Below are 922 nucleotides of genomic sequence, written 5' to 3'. Positions count from 1 at the left end.
GCACAAGACGCTGCGCGGCCCGCGCGGCGGCATGATCCTGACCAACAACCAGGACATCGCCAAGAAGCTGAATTCGGCGGTGTTCCCTGGCCTGCAGGGAGGCCCGCTGATGCATGTCATTGCTGCCAAGGCCGTTGCCCTGGGTGAAGCCTTGGAGGACGGGTTCAAGACCTATGCCCGGCAGATGGTGGCGAATGCCAGAAAGCTGGCCGCGACGCTTGGCGAGCGCGGATTCGACATTGTCTCCGGCGGAACCGATACGCATCTGCTGCTGGTCGACCTGCGCGGCAAGGGCCTGTCCGGCAAGGACGCGGAGGAGGCGTTGGGCAGGGCAGGGCTGACCTGCAACAAGAACGGCATTCCTTTCGATCCGGCGCCGCCTGCCGTCACCTCCGGTATACGGCTGGGCACACCGGCCGCCACCACGCGCGGTTTCGGCGAGGGCGAGTTTGCCCGTGTCGGCAATCTCATAGCCGACGTGCTGGATGCGGTCGGAACGCAATGGGGCGCCGAACAGGAGAAGGCGGCTCGGCGGTCGGTCGAGGAGCTTTGCGAGGCATTCCCGATCTACGAGCCCAGACCCGGTTGACCGTCCGGGGAGCGCGCCACAGGCAGATACATGGCTGCCGCGGACAGGGCATTAGCCACAGATATGGTTTTGCGTAGCAGCGCCATTCGTGACGAGTTGCGCCTGTCCTAACGTCATCGCGAAATCACCGCATACATCCACCGCCAAGTTTGTCGTCCGAGCCATTTTGCAAGCAATTTCCGTCGATTGACGGAAGTGGCGCCTTCGGCTGCGGACGGCAGGAGGAGCTTGGATCCATGGGTGCGGCGTTTTCCGGGGAGCGGGTTGCCAGCCTCGAAAGATACCCTGGCTTTTTTTGATCTTTTGAATGGAGAGGAAAATGAACATCAAGAG

General features: G+C 62.4%; 1 pseudogene. It reads left to right on the top strand.

The annotated features are described in order from the left end of the window. Nucleotides 1-589: pseudogene (gene glyA / locus EN914_RS36690) on the top strand (serine hydroxymethyltransferase); the annotation flags it as partial. Nucleotides 590-922 lie beyond the last annotated feature (333 nt).

Origin of the sequence: Mesorhizobium sp. M7A.F.Ca.CA.001.08.2.1 (assembly GCF_003998455.1) — a bacterium.
GTDB classification, from domain to species: Bacteria; Pseudomonadota; Alphaproteobacteria; order Rhizobiales; family Rhizobiaceae; genus Mesorhizobium; species Mesorhizobium ciceri.
Note: the sequence above shows the minus strand (reverse complement) of the source record. Positions and strands in the feature narration are given on the sequence as shown.